The 17,156-nt window shown below is 56.8% G+C and carries 13 protein-coding genes and 2 riboswitches; of the genes, 9 read left to right on the top strand and 4 right to left on the bottom strand.

Going from position 1 to position 17,156, the window contains the following annotated elements:
- Window positions 1-95: 95 nt before the first annotated feature.
- The 5 genes from LJD29_RS18985 (at window position 96) to LJD29_RS18965 (ending at window position 5,454) form a co-directional block, all read left to right on the top strand.
- Entirely contained in the window at window positions 96-998 is a 903-nt protein-coding gene (locus LJD29_RS18985; RefSeq protein WP_446743144.1) for a pyridoxamine 5'-phosphate oxidase family protein, read from the top strand.
- A 33-nt stretch (window positions 999-1,031) separates the two neighbouring features.
- A complete protein-coding gene (locus LJD29_RS18980) occupies window positions 1,032-1,592 on the top strand; it encodes a TetR/AcrR family transcriptional regulator (protein ID WP_446743143.1) in 561 nt (186 codons plus the stop codon).
- 92 nt (window positions 1,593-1,684) lie between these two features.
- Window positions 1,685-2,155, top strand: a complete 471-nt coding sequence (locus tag LJD29_RS18975) for a nuclear transport factor 2 family protein (RefSeq protein ID WP_446743142.1) — start codon at window positions 1,685-1,687, stop codon at window positions 2,153-2,155.
- Between the two features lie 97 nt (window positions 2,156-2,252).
- Window positions 2,253-2,768: a Dps family protein gene (locus LJD29_RS18970; protein WP_446743141.1), complete on the top strand. Its 516-nt coding sequence runs from the start codon at window positions 2,253-2,255 to the stop codon at window positions 2,766-2,768.
- A 214-nt stretch (window positions 2,769-2,982) separates the two neighbouring features.
- Window positions 2,983-5,454 (top strand): TonB-dependent receptor domain-containing protein, encoded by a 2,472-nt coding sequence (locus LJD29_RS18965; RefSeq protein ID WP_446743140.1) that lies wholly within the window; start codon window positions 2,983-2,985, stop codon window positions 5,452-5,454.
- 64 nt (window positions 5,455-5,518) lie between these two features.
- Here the strand turns inward: LJD29_RS18965 and purU are convergent, their stop codons facing one another.
- Together purU and LJD29_RS18955 are read right to left on the bottom strand one after the other, a co-directional pair.
- The gene (purU, locus tag LJD29_RS18960) at window positions 5,519-6,373 is read right to left on the bottom strand and encodes a formyltetrahydrofolate deformylase (protein ID WP_446743139.1); all 855 of its coding nucleotides are present in this window, start codon (window positions 6,371-6,373) and stop codon (window positions 5,519-5,521) included.
- A 190-nt stretch (window positions 6,374-6,563) separates the two neighbouring features.
- On the bottom strand, window positions 6,564-7,229 hold the full coding sequence (locus LJD29_RS18955) for a TetR/AcrR family transcriptional regulator (protein ID WP_446743138.1): 666 nt from the start codon (window positions 7,227-7,229) through the stop codon (window positions 6,564-6,566).
- A gap of 162 nt (window positions 7,230-7,391) precedes the next feature.
- On the opposite strand from LJD29_RS18955, the gene LJD29_RS18950 reads away from it, so the two are divergent.
- The 4 genes from LJD29_RS18950 to LJD29_RS18935 all read left to right on the top strand — a co-directional run bounded on the left by LJD29_RS18950 (window position 7,392) and on the right by LJD29_RS18935 (window position 14,103).
- The gene (locus tag LJD29_RS18950; RefSeq protein WP_446743137.1) at window positions 7,392-8,594 is read left to right on the top strand and encodes an efflux RND transporter periplasmic adaptor subunit; all 1,203 of its coding nucleotides are present in this window, start codon (window positions 7,392-7,394) and stop codon (window positions 8,592-8,594) included.
- 12 nt (window positions 8,595-8,606) lie between these two features.
- Entirely contained in the window at window positions 8,607-11,792 is a 3,186-nt protein-coding gene (locus LJD29_RS18945) for an efflux RND transporter permease subunit (RefSeq protein WP_446743136.1), read from the top strand.
- On the top strand, window positions 11,785-13,218 hold the full coding sequence (locus tag LJD29_RS18940; protein ID WP_446743135.1) for an efflux transporter outer membrane subunit: 1,434 nt from the start codon (window positions 11,785-11,787) through the stop codon (window positions 13,216-13,218). Before LJD29_RS18945 ends, LJD29_RS18940 begins: the two co-directional genes overlap by 8 nt.
- Window positions 13,219-13,533: 315 nt before the next feature.
- Window positions 13,534-14,103 carry a DUF2062 domain-containing protein gene (locus LJD29_RS18935; RefSeq protein WP_446743134.1) on the top strand — a complete coding sequence of 190 codons (570 nt, stop codon included), beginning with the start codon at window positions 13,534-13,536 and terminating at the stop codon, window positions 14,101-14,103.
- 89 nt (window positions 14,104-14,192) lie between these two features.
- On the opposite strand, the gene LJD29_RS18930 is transcribed toward LJD29_RS18935, so the two are convergent.
- Together LJD29_RS18930 and LJD29_RS18925 are read right to left on the bottom strand one after the other, a co-directional pair.
- Window positions 14,193-14,936: an SGNH/GDSL hydrolase family protein gene (locus LJD29_RS18930; RefSeq protein WP_446743133.1), complete on the bottom strand. Its 744-nt coding sequence runs from the start codon at window positions 14,934-14,936 to the stop codon at window positions 14,193-14,195.
- A 166-nt stretch (window positions 14,937-15,102) separates the two neighbouring features.
- Entirely contained in the window at window positions 15,103-16,899 is a 1,797-nt protein-coding gene (locus LJD29_RS18925) for a voltage-gated chloride channel family protein (RefSeq protein ID WP_446743132.1), read from the bottom strand.
- 12 nt (window positions 16,900-16,911) lie between these two features.
- Window positions 16,912-16,986, bottom strand: a riboswitch (Fluoride riboswitch).
- A gap of 83 nt (window positions 16,987-17,069) precedes the next feature.
- A riboswitch (Fluoride riboswitch) is annotated at window positions 17,070-17,136 on the top strand.
- Window positions 17,137-17,156: the final 20 nt, after the last annotated feature.

Here is a 17,156-nt window from a genome sequence, read left to right as displayed (position 1 = left end):
AAATTGCAACTTTACCGATCGGTCGGTATCTAAGATAGAGGTACGTGGTTGCATGCTCATTACAGTGGGCGATCCGTGGACCTGGGGAGGGAAGAATGGACGCTGTCTTTCATGAAGGGGAGCTCCGGATGCAGATGCTGACGGGAGAAGTTCTTTCCGCAGAGATGAATGCGCCCATGATCATGCCTCGGGTGATGAGGGCAGCCATTCCGTTTCTTGCGTCCCAATCGCTTGCAGTATTGGGCTACGAGTATCAAGAGGAGATCTGGTGCGCGCCCCTGATCGGCCGGCCTGGATTCATCGGTGTGCCAGACCCCTCCCGCGTGCGGTTCGACACCAGTCAGCTTTACATGGACGCCGATCGCACATTGCTCCAGGCGGCTGCCGATCTCGAGCCGGCAGGCAGCATTTACCTCGATCCTGAGACACGCAGGAGATACCGCGTGAACGGGGTGCTCGCACGTGCGGACGACGGGCAGCTTGAAATCCGTGTAAGGGAGGCCTTCGGCAACTGCCCCAAGTACATCACTCGACGCTCGATTGAGTGGATGCCCGAGCCTGGACATGCCGATCCGGCAAAGGGCGGGAGGGAACTGGGCGCGGAACAGATCTCAACCCTGCGGCAGTCAGACATTTTCTTTATGGCTACGAATCATCCGGAGCGCGGTCCGGACGCCTCTCATCGCGGCGGCAATCCAGGCTTCATTACGGTGGTGGACGAGAAATCGCTTCGCTTTCCGGATTATCCGGGCAACAGCCTGTTCAACAGCCTCGGTAACCTGCTGGTGGATCATCGCATCGGCTTGCTTGTACCGGATCTTAAGCGCCGCATCGCGCTTCGCCTGACGGGAACGGCGGAGGTAAAGTTCGTCTCCCAGAAAGAATTGACAACCGGCAGCGGTCCCCGAATGGTCGAGGTAAATGTTTCAAGGTGGGAAGAGACAGCTTTCCCCTCCGCGGCTTCACGCTTGTCCGATTACTCTCCGTTTAACCCCTGAAAAACAGACCCTCGATAGGATGTTGGGAGACCTATGGCACATCGTATTGTCAGCGATCAGGATTTTCTTGCTATCGCGCTCGACCTGTTTCGCACGTACGGCTTTGACGGTGTGAGCCTGAAGCAACTGGCGGATGCGACGAGTCTGGAAAAGGCGAGCATGTATTACCGCTATCCGGGGGGAAAAGACGAGATCGCAATGGCTGTGGCACAGGGAGTCGGGAACTGGTTCGAGGAAAACGTCTTTGAGGTTTTGAAGAGCGAAGCCCCCATACAGGAGCGTACTGCCACCGTGGTGCGAAATATCCAGACGCTGTATGGAGATGGTAAGAAGTCCTGCGTCGTCGATGTGCTTTCGCTCCCGGGGGGGCCCGATACATTGCGGGCAGCACTCCGGACGGCGGTAGAAAGATGGATCGAGGCCTTTCAGGAACTCGCTCGCGAAAGCGGCATGCCTCTGACGCTGGCGAGAGAACGCGCGGAAGAAGCAGTGCTTCGCATCGAGGGTGCGCTCGTGCTGTCGCGGGTTCTCGAAGATACGGCGGTATTCGAGCGCACAATGCGTGTCATTCCGGGGCTACTGACGGAGCAGTAAACCGGTTCCACCCGGCACCGTTCGCCGCATCGGTGCCGGACAATCTCACGCCGAGGTTCAATCTCCCCCGGCAAAAACGTAAGGAGGCATACATGGCCGCTGCGAATTCACTGATTCCCCCCTTCACCTTCGAGACCGCCACGGAAAAAGTCCGAAAGGCAGAGGACGCGTGGAATACGCGCAACCCGGAACAGGTGTCGAAGGTTTATACGCTTGACAGCGTCTGGCGGAATCGCTCGGAGTTCATTCATGGGCGTGAAGAGATTGTCCGGTTTCTCACCCGCAAGTGGAACCGGGAATTGGACTACCGGCTGATCAAAGAATTGTTCGCATTCAACGAAGATCGCATCGGCGTGCGCTTTGCCTACGAATTTCGTGACGACAACGGACAGTGGTATCGCGCTTACGGTAATGAAAACTGGATCTTCAACGCCGAGGGTCTGATGCATCACCGGTACGCCAGCATCAACGATGTCCGCATCATAGAAGAAGATCGCCTGTTTCGTTGGCCGCAGGGACGCCGCCCGGATGATCATCCGGGGCTGAGCGCCTTAGGTCTGTGAAAAGTCAATAAAGCCGCTTCGATGGCGTGCCGCGCCGCATCGGATAGACACTGCATAAATCAGTGATTGGGCATAACATGTTGAAAGGAGCAAGATCATGACGACGAAAGCTGAACTTGTAGAACGACAGAAGGCACCCCTGACCACGAACTCTGACATCACGGGCGCTGCCCGCAAAGAGATCAGTGGCGCCCTGAATGCGCTGCTTGCCGATACCTTCGCACTTTATCTGAAGACGAAGAACTTCCATTGGCACATGAGCGGTCCGCACTTCCGTGACTATCATCTTCTGCTGGACGACCACGCTGACCAGATCTTTGCCATGACGGACGACATTGCCGAACGCGTGCGCAAGATCGGTGGACTTACCGTCCACTCCATCGGCGAAGTTGCCAAGCTGCAGCGCATCAAGGACAACGATGCCGAGTACGTAACGCCGGAAGACATGCTGGCGGAACTGCACGAAGACGAAAAAGCCATGGTGCTGAGCATGCGCGCCTGCCACGAAGTCTGCGACGAAGCGGGCGACGTGGCCACGGCCAGCCTGCTCGAAAACTGGATCGACCAGACCCAGCGCCGTGCATGGTTCCTCTTCGAAACCACCCGCCGCTAAATCCCTGCAACATCCCAAGCAGAAGGCCCGGACCTCGATCTTCTCGAAGCCCGGGCCTTCTGCTTTTCCGCTGCTGAAAGAAACCCGCCTCACCTGAACAGGCTCCCGGCCACTGCGAATCGATACGTTTAGAATCGATATCTGAAGGCGTATTTCTATTTCGCCTGTTTCAGACCTCAGTTTTGTTGCACCGGCCCGTTTTACAGGAGATCCATTGCTCAGGCTCGTATATCGCTCCCTCGTTCTTGTTCCTCTCCTTTATGTTTCCAGCATGGTTGCCGCGAGTGCACAAGCCACGTCGGTGAGCGGCGTCATTCGCGACCCCGGTCAGCTCGTCGTTCCAGATGCGAGCGTGATGCTCGACGGTGCAGCGGGCCACCTGGAGACCACTACCGACGGCTCGGGACACTACGCGATCACACTCTCCGCAGCGGGCAGGTATGTGCTAACCGCAAAGAAAAACGGATTCGATTCCGCGACGATGAACCTGACCGTTCGGCCCGGCGTGAATACTTCCGCCGACCTGAGCTTCCTTCGCGTCAACACGTCCACGAGTGTGACGGTCCAGGGTGTATCGACAGGCACGGCCGCAACCGGATATTTTGTCGGCGCGGTCGATCGCGGCGTAATGGGGAGTGCGCCGGTGGCGGACCAGCCCTTTACCATTACCCTGCTGCCTGCTGACCAGATCGCAAATACGCAGGTAAAAAATCTTCGCGATGCGTTGAAGTATCTGCCGCTGGTGCAGTTCACCGAGCAGCAGGGGCCGGAGATTCTTCGCCCCGCGACACGCGGCATGCAGGGCAGCATTGCGCAGAATACGCGCATGGACGGCATGGCCATGGCGATCACCGGCGGCAATCCGATGGAACAGTACCAGACCCTGCAGGTGGAGAATGGCCTGGGCGCGTCGATGTATGGACCGGCGAACCCATCGGGCATGTTCGACTTCGTTCTGAAACGTCCGACCGATGATCGCTTTGCCAACCTGTATCTCGAGCAGGATTCAAGCACTGTAGGTACAGCATGGCTCGATGCAGGCGGACGTGTCGGACCGCATAAGATCTTTGGCTATCGCACAAACCTGTTATATGGCGATGGCGCGCAGTTTGTGGATGGCAGCGAGCTTCGCCGCCGGCTCGCAATGTTCGCTTTCGATGTTCGTGCCACGGACAGGACCACAATCGACGGACACTACAGCGCTTACGACATTGTGCAGCGCGGCTATCCGGGATGGTTTACCTACGGGGAAAACACGGCGGTGAAGGGAAGCACGCAGGATCCTTCGCCTGACTTTATTCTTCCTTCCGCACCAGACCCGACCGTTCGCGGATTCGGACAGTCCTACGCGGGCGTGAACCTGACCACGCAGACAGGCAGCGTGCGCTTGTTGCATGATTTCTCTCCCAACTGGCACGCGGCAGCCGGTGGACTTGCGCAACGTCTCGATCGCTTTATCGATACCCAGGTCAATGTGCTGACGAGCAATGCAGGGGATTACAAGGCATCGCTTGCGACCGGCTTTGCTCCGCGTTTTGGAGTGGAGAGCGACCTTGGCTACATCACCGGTACTTACGACAAGTGGGGTCTCCGACAGGATATTGTCGTGGCAAGCGAGGGCTATCGCTTCAACCAGTACGGATACACGGCGCCCGTTGCGGCCAATGTTCTGCTCGGAACAGCGAATGTGGATGCTCCGAAGATCTTCGCACCGCCTGCTGCGGGGCTGCCGAAGAATGTGAATATCTACCAGTCTGCGGTCGTGCATCAACAGGGCTTCAATCTTGGCGACATGATCTGGCTGCCGAAGAAGTTCGTTCTGCGTCTCGCCGCCAGCCAGGACTGGATCGGCGCGGACAACTACACACTGAACACCAAGACGCTGGTTCCGGCATGGAGTTCGGGATCGAACAAGAATGGCATCAGCCCGTCGGCCAGCCTGATGTACAAACCGAAGAGCTGGATGACCGCATACGCAACCTTTGCCAGCAGCCTGCAGCAGGGCGACATCGCGCCCAGCTCCGCAAACGTCGTGAATGCTGGCCAGTCCCTGGCTCCATACCGCAGCAAGGAGTGGGAGCTTGGGTTCAAGACCGATGCGCACCCGATTGCATTCACTGCGGATCTCTATCGTCTGCAGCGGCCGTTTGCTAACACCGTTTCGTACAACGGCAGCACGACCGAGAATATCTTCAGGATCGTCGGCAACCAGGTGAACTATGGAGCCGAACTGCAGGCGCAGGGAACACTCTTCCATCGCCTGCTGATCGATGGCGGTTTCACCGCGATCAATGCGCGCCTTAACGACACCCAGATCGCAGCGACCGACGGTAAACGTTTTGTAGGCATCCCGGAGTATCGCTCCGGCCTGTACAGCGAATATCTTGTTCCAGGCGTCGATCACCTGAGCATTACAGGCGCGTGGGAGTTTATTGGCGTGCGTCCGCAGGATGATGAAAACCTGCACACCACTGCGGGCAGCAACGAGTTCGATCTTGGCTTCCGGTACGCACATCCGCTCTTCCGGAAGATGGCAACTCTACGCCTTAACTGCCAGAACATCGGGGATGCGCATTACTACTCAACGATTGCGGCTGGAGACATTACCGGTACGAACGCGAGCAGCAACGTGGCCCACATGGCCTCGCCACGCACGCTTTCAACCTCGCTGGAGTTCAGCTTCTAATCCGGCAAACAAAACAAGAAACGCCGCCAGTGTTGCGCCCTGGCGGCGTTTTTTCTGAACGATCTTAGTCGAAGATCACCGTCTTGTTTTCGTAGTGCAGAATGCGATGCTCAAGGTGCCAGATGACGGCGCGCGACAAGACCACCCGTTCCAGGTCGCGCCCCTTACGAACGAGATCCGGAATGGTGTCGCCCTGCGTGACCCGGGTAACGTCCTGGTCGATGATTGGCCCTTCGTCGAGATCGGCGGTCACGTAATGACTGGTAGCGCCGATCAGCTTGACGCCTCGTTTAAAGGCTGCGTGATAAGGCTTCGGTCCGATAAACGCGGGCAGAAACGAGTGGTGTACGTTGATGATCTGCGTCTTCCAGCTTTCGACGAAGCTGGTGGAAAGGATCTGCATGTAACGCGCAAGCACCACGAGGTCGATATTGTGCTCGCGCAGCAGCTGCATCTGCTGGGCTTCGATCAAGTGCTTGTTGCCGCTCTGGATCGGCGTGTAGTGGAACGGAACCCCGTAGAAGGTAGCAAGGCGCTCGCCATCGCGATGATTTCCGATAATCAGGGGAATATCGCAGTCGAGCTCGCCGGCTTCGTGACGCTGCAGGAGATCCGCCAGGCAATGGAGATGCTGCGAGACAAACAGGCACACGCGCAGGCGCTTGCTCGGCTCAGCCAGCTGCCACCGCATCTGGTATTCGGAGGCTATCCGGTTGAAACGCTCATGGAAGATGCGTTCCCGGAGAAGAGACTCGGCGCATTCGAACTCGACGCGCATAAAGAAACGGCCCAGCTCCGCATCCTGATGTTGTCCGGCGTGCAGGATGTTCGCGTCATACTCCGCAACCAAAAAGTTCATAATGGCGGCGACCAGCCCCTTACGGTCAGGGCATTCCAGCAGCAACACAGCATTTGTCATAGGGTTACCAACACCTAGTATCGCCGATACAGCGGGGCTGGTTGATAGATCGGCAGCCACAGCCAGAAGGTGTAGTCGCTTATTTTATGTCTGATAACGTATATTCTGTAAACAACAAGTGGCGCATCGACAGCAGGCGCAAAACCGCGCCGTCAGCTATCTGAATTCGACGGAATCAGCCTGATGCGGATCAGAGAGCGACGTTTGCGGCTGAACTACTCGATCTCTCCCCTTCCAGAGAAAGGCAGGAATTCTGGTGCGAGCGGGATGGCCAAACCTGAAGCGCCAGCTTACCGATATCCAGCAGCTTTTCCTTGGTGGCTCCGGCCTGGGCTTGCAGAGACATTCCCCAGAGTGCCGTTCTAAAAAACGAGACCAGCAAATGCAGGTCTGTCGATTCGGGAATCTCTTTGTTCCGCACTCCCTCTTCCAGGCGCTCCAGCAGCACCGTGTCAGAAAGAGCCCTCAGCCGGTCCAACTCCTTCTTCAGATGATCGTATTTAGGAGAACACGTGGGCAATGCGAGACAAAGCATGCAACTGTGAGGCTGATCCTTGCGGGTAAGCTCCTCGGCCGTCACCGCAAACAGATTCTTAACTCCCTCTTTTGCTGTCTTGCCCGTCCGCACGGCATCGTCATAGACCCTGCCCCTGCCTGTTCGATAGTGCTCTACCGCTTCGAGAAACAGCGCCTCTTTATCCCCGAAGGATGAGTAGAGACTTGAAGTCCGGATGCCCATTGCGGCAGCTAGATCGTCGACCGAAGTCTGCTCGAATCCGCGGGTCCAAAACAACAACATGGCCGCATCGAGTGCGGTCTCTCTTTCGAAAGTCTTCGGACGCCCACGTTGGTTCATAGCCCTTGCCTCTGTCTTATTGGAGTACACGTTCCAAAAAAAAGTTGCAGCCTCTCGAATCCACGCGAACCTCTCGTTCATCTATTTTGACACGATCGTTCTAAAAATCTCCCTCATGTCAGGCGAGAGGCGGGCGATGGAGCGCGATTTCGGAGGAAACACATGAAAGTCATTCCCCAGCGGGGATCATCACTGGTGCGCACAGGGATGTGTTTAGTTGTTTTGTGCGCTCTTACCTTTACCGGAACCGGTTGCAACAAGCAGACAGTTGAAGCAAAACCCAAAATGGCGCCTGCGCCGGTTGATTCAGCGCAGGTCATCACCAGGGATGTTCGCGTCTCCGACGAATTCAATGGGCGCGTGTGGGCGACAGACTCCGTAGACATCCGGCCACGAGTGACCGGCTACATCGACCGCATCGCGTTCCGTGAAGGACAGATCGTTCACAAGGGAGATTTGCTCTACATTATCGATCCTCGCCCCTACAAAGACTCGGCAGACAGCGCACAGGCTGGACTCGAGCGCGAACGCGCGGCAGCCGACTTTGCAAAGATCCAGGAGGAGCGTGCGCAGCGACTGAAGCAGTCGGACGCAGTATCGCAGGAAGAATTACAAAATCGCGATTCCGATCTTCTGCAGAGTGGGGCGCGTGTAAAGGCTGCAGAGGCAGCGTTGGCCTCGGCCCAGCTGAATCTTTCCTATACCGAAGTACGCTCGCCTATTGATGGACGAATCAGCCGCACCCTGCTGACGCTGGGAAATCTTGCACAGGCAGATCAGACGGTGCTTACCACTGTTGTTTCTGTAGATCCGGTCTACGTCTACTTCGACTGCGATGAACAGAGCTATCTGCGCTTTCAGCAGAGTTCGCATCGCGGAAGCGGTGTGAGCTCAGAGAACCCTGTCCATGTCGCTTTGGCTAACGAACAGGGCTTTCCGCATGCGGGCCACATCGACTTCGTCGACAACCAGCTCAATCCCAACACAGGCACCATTCGTGCTCGTGTCGTGGTTGCGAATCCGGAACGCACACTCACGCCAGGCCTGTTTGCGCGTGTTCAGCTGCAGAGCTCTATTCCTCAGCAGGCGATCCTGATTGACGACAAAGCTATTCTCACGGACCAGGACCGGAAGTACGTCTACGTAGTCGGACCGGGAAACACAGCGCAGCGTAAGGACATCGTTCTGAGCGGCATGAGCGACGGGCTGCGCATCGTCAAGTCCGGCCTTACCTCCCAGGATCGAGTCGTTGTCGGGGGGCTTCAATTGATCTACTTCCCGGGTGCTCCCATCGCGCCGACTGAGATCAGCATGGAATCCTACGCGCGCGGCCTGAACAGCGCGACCGCGCCGGAAAAGAAATAAGAGGCCACGGTCATGAATATCTCCAAGTTCTTCATTGAGCGTCCTATTTTTGCGATCGTTCTTTCCATCATTATTTTTTGCCTTGGCCTGATTGCGATTCCGATTCTTCCTTCGGGGCAGTATCCCGAAGTTGTGCCGCCGAGCGTAGTCGTTCGCACGAACTACCCTGGAGCGAACCCCAAGGCAATCGCAGAGACAGTCGCTGAACCGCTCGAAGAGGCGATCAACGGGGTGGAAGGCATCATGTATATGAAGTCTGTCGCCGGCTCTGACGGCAGTCTTCAGGTCATCGTGACCTTCCGCCCAGGCGTCGATCCTGATACTGCCGCGGTCCGCGTGCAGAACCGTGTCAGCGAAGCCCTGTCGCGACTGCCGGATGAAGTGCGCCAGTACGGCGTGACTACGCAGAAGCAATCGCCTACGCCATTGATGTATGTCGGGCTGCTCTCAAAGCACGGGCATCACGATGCCCTCTATCTACGTAACTATGGCGTCCTTCATGTGAAGGATGAACTGTCGCGACTGAACGGCATCGGTGATGTACAGCTGCTGGGCTCCGGCGACTACTCCATGCGAGTATGGCTCGATCCTAACCGGCTGGCCTCTCGCAACCTTACCGCGGACGATGTGATCAACGCGATTCGCGAGCAAAACGTGCAGGTGTCGGCCGGCGAGCTGGGTGCGGAGCCGTCGCCGAACAAGCCGGACTTTCTTACCTCAATCAATGTTCGCGGGCGTCTCACATCGCCCGAGGAGTTCAGCAATATTGTGCTGAAGTCCGGACCCAATGGCCAGGTGGTCCACCTGTCGGATGTGGCGCGCGTCGAGCTCGGATCGAGCGACTACACACTTCACACTTACATCGACACGCAGGACACCGCCATTGTCGGCATCTTTTTGACTCCAGGGGCCAATGCGCTCGGTGTCGCCAAGGATGTTTATGCCAAGCTGAAAGAACTGTCGAAATCCTTCCCTGACGATCTCGACTACAGGGTTATCTGGGATCCCACAGAGTTTATTCGGGATTCGATCGAAGCAGTCCAGCATACGCTGATCGAAGCGGTCGTCCTTGTGGTCATTGTCGTCATCGTGTTTCTTCAGACATGGAGAGCATCGATCATTCCGCTGATCGCTGTGCCTGTCTCTATTGTCGGAACGTTCGCGTGGCTCTACCTGCTCGGATACTCCATCAACACCCTGACCCTCTTCGGTATGGTTCTGGCGATTGGCATCGTCGTCGACGACGCCATCGTTGTGGTTGAGAACGTCGAGCGATTCATCGAGCATGGGCTTTCTCCGCGCGAGGCTGCGCATCATGCGATGAAGGAGGTATCAGGCCCGATCGTCGCCATCGCGCTCGTGCTCTGTGCTGTTTTCGTTCCGATGTCGTTCCTTACGGGAATCACTGGACAGTTCTATAAGCAGTTCGCGGTGACGATTGCAATCTCCACGGTTATCTCCGCGATCAACTCGCTCACCCTTTCGCCGGCCCTTGCGGCAAAGCTTCTACGCAGGCCGGATGCTCCAAAGGACTGGCTTGCACGCGCTATCGATCGCTCCCTTGGATGGTTCTTCCGCCCCTTCAACCGGCTTTTCAAGAACAGCTCTGAAGCATATCAGCGTGTGGTGGGGAGAAGTTTTCGTTTCCGCGGCGGCGTCTTTCTTCTCTACGTCGTGCTGATCGGATCGATCTTCGCATTGTTCAACCATGTGCCTGGCGGCTTTATTCCGACGCAGGATGAGCTCTACCTGTTTGGAGGAGCCAAGCTGCCTGAAGGCGCTTCCCTTGCCCGTACAGACGATGTTCTGAAGCAGATGGTACGGGCGGCGCATGAAGTGGATGGCGTAGAGATGTTGCCGGCCATGTCAGGTTACAACGCGCTGCAGACAGCAAACACGCCAAACCTGGCAACCTCATACATTCGCCTCAAGGACTTTAAAGACCGTCATGAGACGGCCCAGCAAATCCTGAATGAGCTTAACCAGAAATACGCTCATATCCCCGGCGCCATTGCTTTCGCGTTGATGCCGCCTCCGATCCAGGGTCTTGGCAATGGATCGGGCTATTCGCTTTATATCGAGGACCGGGCAGGACTTGGCTATGGTGCTTTGCAGAACGGGCTGGCAGCATTCCAGGCCACTGTTGCGCAAACCCCTGGCATGACCTATCCAGTCTCTTCGTACCAGTCGAATATTCCCCAGCTGGAAGTTCAGGTAGATAGAGAGAAGGCCAAGGCCCAGGGTATTTCGCTCACGGATCTCTTCAACACACTTCAAACCTATCTCGGCTCGGTATACGTCAACGACTTCAATACCTTCGGCCGTGTCTATCGCGTGATGGTGCAGGCGGATGCTCAATATCGTCAGCGCCCTGAGGACATTACGAACCTTCGCGTGAAGAATGGGAATGGGGAGATGGTTCCGATTGGATCCGTCGCTACCGTTACCCAGACGTACGGCCCTGATCCGGTCATGCGTTACAACGGCTATCCTGCCGCTGATTTAATCGGCGATGCCGATCCCCGTGTCCTCTCGTCGGGACAGGTCATCGACAAGCTGAACGAAATTGCGAAGAAGACGCTGCCTCCGGGGATGGTTCTCGAATATACCGACCTGAGCTATCAACAAGCGACACAGAACCATTCGGCTGCAATCGTATTTCCGCTGGCAATCCTGCTCGTCTTTCTCGTACTCGCTTCGCTTTACGAGAGCTGGACGCTGCCGTTCGCTGTGATCCTCATCGTTCCCATTTGCATCTTCGCTGCGCTCTTCGGAGTATGGCTTACGGGCGGCGATAACAATATCTTCGTCCAGGTTGGTCTGGTAGTGCTGATGGGGCTCGCCTGCAAGAACGCGATCCTGATCGTGGAGTTCGCTCGCGAGCTTGAGATGCAAGGCAGGACAACGATAGAGGCTGCTCTCGAAGCATGCCACCTGCGTCTTCGTCCCATCATCATGACCTCGATCGCTTTTATTGCCGGCTCAGTTCCCTTGCTCCTCAGCCATGGTGCGGGCAGTGAGGTCAGAAAGGTGACAGGCATTACGGTCTTTTCGGGAATGCTGGGGGTCACGCTGTTCGGGTTGTTCCTGACGCCGGTTTTCTACGTGGCACTGCGCAAGTTGAGCGGTGCGACGCTTCACGGTCACAACGAAGAGAGCTTCGAAGAAGAGGCAGAGGTCAACCATGCGCATGTCTAATGTCCTGCTTGCAACGGTCGTGCTTCTGGGCAGCATAGGCTGCTCAGTTGGCCCCCACTATAAAAGGCCGGATGCATCTCTGCCGGCTCAGTTCACTGCTCCGCAGGCGACCGGGTCCACTGATGCAAAGGCAGCACCAGATGACCCGGAGTTCTGGCGCAGTTTCCATGATCCTGAGCTGACCGGTCTTGTGGAGCAGTCGCTGACGGCCAACAACGATCTGCGCTCGGCACTTGCTCACTATGACGCTGCAGCTGCCCTCTGGCGATTGAGCAAATTTGACAGATACCCGACAGTGACGGCCAGCGAGGATGTTGGCCGCCAGAAGCTGGCGGCAAACCAGGCGTTCGGATATCCACGGAATAATCGCTACTCCACGTCCACCATCAATGCCAGCTGGGAGCTCGATTTCTATGGACGTATCCGCCATAACATCGAGGCTCAGCATCAACAGCTTCTTGCGAGCGGCAATGATCTTGCCGCCATGCAGGTTGCGATTGTGGGCGAGGTGGCCTCGACGTACATCGACCTTCGCGGACAGCAGGAACGTCTCCGGGTGGCTCAACAGAATGCGGAGAACGAGCAGCGAACGGTGAAGCTGGTGGAGGCTACGTACTCCGCTGGCCGGGGAACGCAGTTCGATACTGCCCGGGCTCGCGCGCTGTATGAAAGCACGACCTCGCGTATTCCTGCGCTGCAGTCCGCCATCGCGCTCGACGAACACCGGCTCGCGGTTTTATGTGGCAAGTCTCCCGATACACTTGTCAGCGAACTCGATGTGCAGAAGCCTCTGCCTGATCTTCCCGAGAGCATCGATCCTGGAACACCGGCCGATCTTGTTCGGCGCCGTCCGGACATCAGTGCATCAGAAGAGCGTCTCCACGCGGCTACGGAGCAGATCGGCATCAACACAGCCGACCTGTTTCCACGTGTGAACTTCGCGGGACTTCTGGGGATGATGGAGTACCATGCCGATTCGCCGTTTGATGGCGTCAGCCCCGCGAACCTGGCGGCTCTTAACATCGACTGGTCCTTCCTCGACCGCGGCAGAGTGAAGGCGCGCATCGCAGCGAGTCGCGCCGATGGGGACGCTCAACTCGCTCAATATCAGCAAACCGTCCTGCTGGCGCTTGAAGAGGTCGATAATGCGCTCGTAAGATACGCGCGTTCGCGCGAGGAGGATGCCGCACTTCGACAGGCCGCCTTCGACAGCAAGCGCGCTGCAGACCTGGCGAGCCTCCGATACAAGGAAGGTGCGACAGGGCTGCTTGACCTGCTGGACGCGCAGCGCGTCGAACTACAGGCCGAAGACGCTTACGCAACAAGTCACCTCGATAGTGCTGCCGACGCGGTCATGCTTTACAAGTCGATGGCCGGCGGGTGGCCGCAACGTCAGCCGCAGACATTTGGTACTCCTAAACCTTAACGCCGGTCTTTCGCTGAACTCTCCGGCACTCGATACACGTTTCCCTTAAGGGCAAGTGAGGTCATTACTTGCCCTTGAGGGTTCACTAGCACAAGAAGCTGACCGCATCAAGTTCTGTCCGCCCGTTTCATACCGGGGTGGAAGGGTTGGATCTGCGCGCAATTACTTTACCTGCTACGTTCAGTTTACCCTGTAAAATCATGTAAATACTTGGCTTAAACTTATTCACGAGCAGATTTTATCATCGCACTGGGTCAGCTGCCGCCGCGACGAAATCTCAATGGCTCGACACAGAAACTGACTTTCGGCTGTTGAATGTTTTCATTTGCCACGACATGGCCGGACGGCGTCCAAGCAAGTGTGCTGGTGCCAGAATCGATTCGAGAATGGCTGCGTTGCCATCTACTTCGACCATTGCTGCGTGTTCTGCGTGGCGGCATTACGCCGCGCCGGCTGGCATGGAGCCTGGCCCTGGGTATGGTTGTCGGAATCAATCCATCGATCGGGCTGGCGACTCTGTTTGTCGTGCTTCTGGCCTGGATGTTCGGCCTGAGCAGGCTCGCTTCACTGATCGGCGTCCATGTAGTGACACCACTGCATCTGCTGCTTTTCCTTCCCTTCATTGAGCTCGGTGTTTACCTGTTCCACTCACGAAAGCTACCCATGGACCGCCAACAGCTTGCCCATCTGAGCAAGCATCCATGGCGGATGCTGCACGACATCTGGTTATGGGAGTGGCATGCTCTCATTGTCTGGTTTATGGTTGCGGCGGTCGTCACGCCCTACCTGGCAATGTACCTGCGCCGAGCGCTTATCGTGTTTCTGAGAAAACATCGGACGCTTATGAAATCGAAGCCCGTCGACCAGTCAGTTCCCTTCAATTGATGCCTTACGCCGGTCTGCTGAATCGGCGCGGCGAGCCGCCTGAACGCGTTATCGGTTGCGTTCAACCGATAACGCGGATGGCCTGACGCTTACGGCCTCGGCGCGGCGAGAGCCTTCTCGATGGCTGCTTCGGCGATTGGCGACATAATCGCATAGCCTGCATCATTCGGATGAACCAGCTTGTCCATCGCGAGCTCAGGCCGCATGCCGCCATTGCCGTCTTCCAGGGCCGGGTAGTAGTTGCAATAGACCAGATTCTCCTGCTGCGCGTAGTTCTGGAGCCATGCGTTCAGCTCACGCACCTGGCCGGCGGGTTTAAGAGCTGGCCGCCATCCAAGGGCCGAGGCTGGGAGAGTCGAGGAAAGAATAACGCGGATATGCTCGCGCTTCGCTATATCGACCATGGAGCGAAAGTTGTTCTCGATGTCAGACATCGTCTCCGGCCCTGTATTGCCTGCAATGTCGTTGATACCGGCGAGAATGATCACGGCCGCTGGATGAAGAGCGACTACGTCCTGCCGGAAGCGGATCAGCATCTGCGGTGTCGTCTGCCCACCGATGCCGCGATTCACGTATGGCTTTCCAGGAAAGAATTTCCCCGCGCGGCGGCCCCAGTTGTCAGTGATCGAGTCACCCATGAAAACAACGCGCTCTTCTCCCTGCGCCGGAGGCGCCAGGGTTGCGTTTTCGTCGCGATAACGGCCGAGATTAGGCCAGTCTGCAAGCTGATGCCGCATGCGGTCGACCTCCTGCGCGGGTAGGGTTACGGTTTGCGGCAGATTGCTGGCCGGAGCCGGCACGGACTGAGCTTTTGCGCTGAACGAGGACGACATGATTCCGAGTACAACCAGGCCACACCAACAATTACCCTTCCACTGCATGCGTCGATCCCTTCCCTGTTTCGGTCAGATTTGAATTGTTCGCTATCGTAGATCTCTTGCTTGTTGAAGAGCCTAAGCTCGAAGCACCCGCCATCGTTTCACGGGTCGTTTTTAGTATCTAATCTTCGTCTGTATCCGCAAAATGCGGATCGTGCTCGATCTTCAGCGCCTCTTCGAGCTCCTCACGTTCGATCTCTGCTTCATACCGCGCTTCTTCGCCCCTGAGAAAGACAGAGCGCACTTTTCCAAGGTGGTCGCGATTGTGCTTCAGGAAGGATTGCAGATCCTCTTCGCCGCCCACGAGCTCGAGGCACTGGGGGAGACGCGAGGGTGGAATTTCTCCGGTATCGAGGGCCAGATCCTGATTCTTGAGATATCCACCGATGACGCGATGCAGCAGCGCCTGCTCAATACCGTGCTCCTTTGCCTGATGCAACAGGTAACTGCCGAGAGATTGCGGAGCCAACCGCCTCCACCAGGAATCGGCACGGCGCATTTCAGAAGCCGAAAAGTAGAGTCGCAACACGCTGAGGTGTTCCATATCACTGCCCTCCAGATAGCCATACACATTGAGGTCATCAACGAAAGTATCCTGTGGACCCTGCCGTAATTTCGCGACCAGAGCGAGAGACAAACCTTCTTCGGCGGCGGCGGCGATGTGCTTGCTCTTTCCAACCCGTTGAGCGTTGTAAATGCCTGCATGTCCGGAAAAAAGATAGCTCACGACACAAGCGATGCCGGCATAGGCTCCCGCTTCCGCACCAAATAGCTCGAATGCCATGAATGTCGAGGCCAGAGGAGTATTTGCTGCGCCGGCGAAGACTGCGACCAGTCCCATCCCGGCAAGCAAAGAGGGAGACAGGGGCAGGACCTGGGATAACGCATTACCGAGCGTTGAGCCGATGTAAAAGAGTGGCGTGACTTCCCCGCCCTTGAAGCCAGTCCCCAGCGTGACCGAGGTAAAGAGAAACTTGCAGATGAAATCGTAGAACGGCAGCTTGCTCTCGAAGGCTGCGGCAATCGTAGGCAGGCCCAGGCCGATGTACTTCGCTGTATGGGAAACACCGAAACCGAAGACCGCGCAGGTGACGATGGCGCCCCCAGCGAAAGGCCTCAGTTCGGAGCGCGAAATGAATCTTCGGGCAGTGTGCGAGATAGTATGTGTCAGCTTTGCGAATCCCATCCCCACAAGTCCGAATGCGATGCCAGCGAGGCCGGCGTAAAGGATCGTTGCAAGGCTCATGGGAGCGATATCGCTCACTCGATAGGTGGCGTGATGTACGCCCGGAAGATAGCGCGCGATGTAGCGAGTGGTGAGATCTCCGATGAAGCTGGAGAGAAAACATGGAGCGATCGCGTCATAACTAAGCTTGCCGATGGCGAGGACTTCGATGCCAAATACTGCTCCGGCAATAGGCACACCAAAGACGGATCCAAATCCTGCACTGATGCCAGCCATGAGGAGCAGCCGGCGATCCCTTGGAGACATGCGCAGTGGCCGGGTCATCTGATCGGCAAGAGAAGCGCCGGTTTGAATCGCGGTTCCTTCGCGTCCGGCTGAACCACCGAAGAGGTGGCTGACGAAGGTACCGATCAGAATGAGCGGCGTCATGCGTACAGGAATAACGTCCTGCGGATCGTGGACCTGCTCAAGGATGAGGTTGTTTCCGCCTTCAACGGACTTGCCGAAGTGCCTGTACATCAGGCCAACAAGCCAGCCTGCTGGAGCGAGGAAGAAGACGAGCCAGACATGGCGTTCGCGAAGTGCAGTCGCTAACGTAAGCGACGCGAGAAGGACTGCAGAGGCAGCGCCTCCCATGACACCGGCCAGAGATGCGACAGGAATCCAGCGCACGAGCTCAACGAGCAGCCGGAACTGTTCCTGGAAAGACTTTCGAATCGAGATTTCGGGCAAAGTGCCTCCTACAGAGTTGTAGGAGTCATCAGCATGCGTGGGTATACCCACGTGCGGTTAACGGTGGAATCCATCACCGAAAAGGTATGTTCTAAGCTATAACTGAGCTGTGCTTTTGCGTCAAGCATCCTGCCATCTGCGGGCTGCATCCTTTCAGCAAAGCATGTCTTTCTGCTGTGGGCGATGGAGTTCGCCCTAACCGCGTCCGCAAGGGACGCTAATGACTCCTACACATTCGTGTAGGAGTGTCTGTTTTT

Origin of the sequence: Silvibacterium acidisoli (genome assembly GCA_022870745.1) — a bacterium.
GTDB lineage: Bacteria > Acidobacteriota > Terriglobia > Terriglobales > Acidobacteriaceae > Silvibacterium.
Note: the sequence above shows the minus strand (reverse complement) of the source record. Positions and strands in the feature narration are given on the sequence as shown.

Bases quoted from the DNA above. Each gene is read 5' to 3' on its own strand.
- LJD29_RS18985 (WP_446743144.1), top strand. From the start codon at position 96: ATGGACGCTGTCTTTCATGAAGGGGAGCTCCGGATGCAGATGCTGACG.
- LJD29_RS18980 (WP_446743143.1), top strand. From the start codon at position 1,032: ATGGCACATCGTATTGTCAGCGATCAGGATTTTCTTGCTATCGCGCTC.
- LJD29_RS18975 (WP_446743142.1), top strand. From the start codon at position 1,685: ATGGCCGCTGCGAATTCACTGATTCCCCCCTTCACCTTCGAGACCGCC.
- LJD29_RS18970 (WP_446743141.1), top strand. From the start codon at position 2,253: ATGACGACGAAAGCTGAACTTGTAGAACGACAGAAGGCACCCCTGACC.
- purU (WP_446743139.1), bottom strand. From the start codon at position 6,373: ATGACAAATGCTGTGTTGCTGCTGGAATGCCCTGACCGTAAGGGGCTG.
- LJD29_RS18955 (WP_446743138.1), bottom strand. From the start codon at position 7,229: ATGAACCAACGTGGGCGTCCGAAGACTTTCGAAAGAGAGACCGCACTC.
- LJD29_RS18950 (WP_446743137.1), top strand. From the start codon at position 7,392: ATGAAAGTCATTCCCCAGCGGGGATCATCACTGGTGCGCACAGGGATG.
- LJD29_RS18945 (WP_446743136.1), top strand. From the start codon at position 8,607: ATGAATATCTCCAAGTTCTTCATTGAGCGTCCTATTTTTGCGATCGTT.
- LJD29_RS18940 (WP_446743135.1), top strand. From the start codon at position 11,785: ATGTCTAATGTCCTGCTTGCAACGGTCGTGCTTCTGGGCAGCATAGGC.
- LJD29_RS18935 (WP_446743134.1), top strand. From the start codon at position 13,534: ATGTTTTCATTTGCCACGACATGGCCGGACGGCGTCCAAGCAAGTGTG.
- LJD29_RS18930 (WP_446743133.1), bottom strand. From the start codon at position 14,936: ATGTCGTCCTCGTTCAGCGCAAAAGCTCAGTCCGTGCCGGCTCCGGCC.